The organism is Gelidibacter sp., from assembly GCF_035577925.1.
GTDB lineage: Bacteria > Bacteroidota > Bacteroidia > Flavobacteriales > Flavobacteriaceae > Gelidibacter.
Map to the genome: position 1 here is coordinate 1 of NZ_DATJCY010000060.1, position 1681 is coordinate 1681.

Sequence of the window (1681 nt, forward strand, 5' to 3'; positions counted from 1 at the left end):
TCTTAAGGATAGCAAGTTGCTATTGGCTGTTTCTGGTGGTTTGGACAGTGTGGTTTTAGCGCATTTATGCCATAAATTAAAGTTGAATATGTCGTTGGCGCATTGTAATTTTAATTTAAGAGGCGATGAAAGTGATGCCGATGAAGACTTTGTTTTGGATTTGGCAGAAGATTTGGAATTGGAAGTTTTTATAGAAAGTTTTGATACAGAAGCTTACGCCAAGGAACATGAAGGACTTTCTATTCAGATGGCGGCGCGCGAACTACGCTACCATTGGTTTTTTGAATTGGCAGAGCAGCTCCATTTTGATTATATCTTAACGGCGCATCATGCTGATGATAATCTCGAAACGTTTTTGATTAATTTAACACGTGGCACCGGATTGGACGGTTTAACAGGAATTCCTGAAGTAGCTGGAAAGCTGGTTCGGCCATTGTTGCCATTTTCGAGAGAAACTATTGAAGCTTTTGCTTTTGAAAATCAATTAAAATGGCGGGAAGATAGCAGTAATGCGTCCACAAAATATTTACGAAATAAATTGCGTCATGACGTTATTCCTATTTTAAAACAGATAAATCCGCAGGTGTTGCACAATTTTCAAACTACTATTTCTAATTTACAAGACAGTCAGGATATTATTGATGATGCCGTTATCAATGTTCAGAAAAAAATTGTGGAAGTAGAGGAGGATCAGATAAAATTGAATGTTGGCAAATTAAAAAAGCTATCTAATCCTAAAGCGTATCTCTACGAATTATTGAGCGATTTTAATTTTACAGCGTGGCATGACGTATTGCATTTGCTGAATGCGCAATCAGGAAAACAAGTGTTTTCATCTACCCATCGATTGTTAAAGGATCGTGATTTTTTATTACTGACCGAAATTGATTTTGAGTCTCAAGAAATTCCGATTTTAATAGAAAAAGAAGTTCAAGAAGTCATGACAGCAATTGGCACATTGATTTTTGAGAAGTTGGATGGGATTTCTGAAACCTCAAAGCATATAATTTATGTTGATGCAGATCGATTAAAATTTCCTTTAAGCATCAGAAAATGGCAAGAAGGCGATTGGTTCTATCCTTTGGGAATGACAGGTAAAAAGAAGTTGAGCAAATATTTTAAGGACGAAAAAATGTCATTGATTGATAAGGAAAAAACTTTGATTTTGAGTTCTGCCGATGGCATCGTTTGGATTATGGGAAAACGTGCGGACGATCGATTTAAAATCACTGAAAACACTACAAATATTTTAAAAATAGAACTCCAATAGATGAAATTGCAAGGTCAAATTGTTGATATTAAAAACGAACGAATTTTTAAAGGCGAAATTACGATCATAAATGGTAAAATAGAACGTATTGAAGCTGTAGATCACCAAGTTGAGCATTATATTCTTCCTGGATTTATAGATGCTCATATCCACATAGAAAGTTCGATGTTGGTGCCGAGTGAATTTGCTCGTTTGGCCGTAAAGCATGGAACGGTTGCAACAGTTTCCGATCCGCATGAAATTGCCAATGTTCTTGGTGTTGAAGGCGTCGAATTTATGATTGAAAACGGCAAAAAAGTACCATTCAAATTTAATTTTGGAGCACCATCCTGTGTGCCGGCTACTACTTTTGAATCGGCCGGGGCGGTTATTGATTCTGATGGTGTTAAGAAATTATTGGAACATCCGGAA

The 1681-nt window shown here is 36.5% G+C and carries 2 protein-coding genes; both read left to right on the plus strand.

What is annotated here, in order from left to right; all coding sequences use genetic code 11:
- The coding region (gene tilS / locus VNJ50_RS01845; protein WP_325578498.1) for a tRNA lysidine(34) synthetase TilS at positions 1-1270 on the plus strand (1270 nt) is incomplete at its 5' end.
- Positions 1271-1681: amidohydrolase family protein (locus VNJ50_RS01850; protein ID WP_325578500.1), on the plus strand; the 411-nt coding region annotated here is incomplete at its 3' end.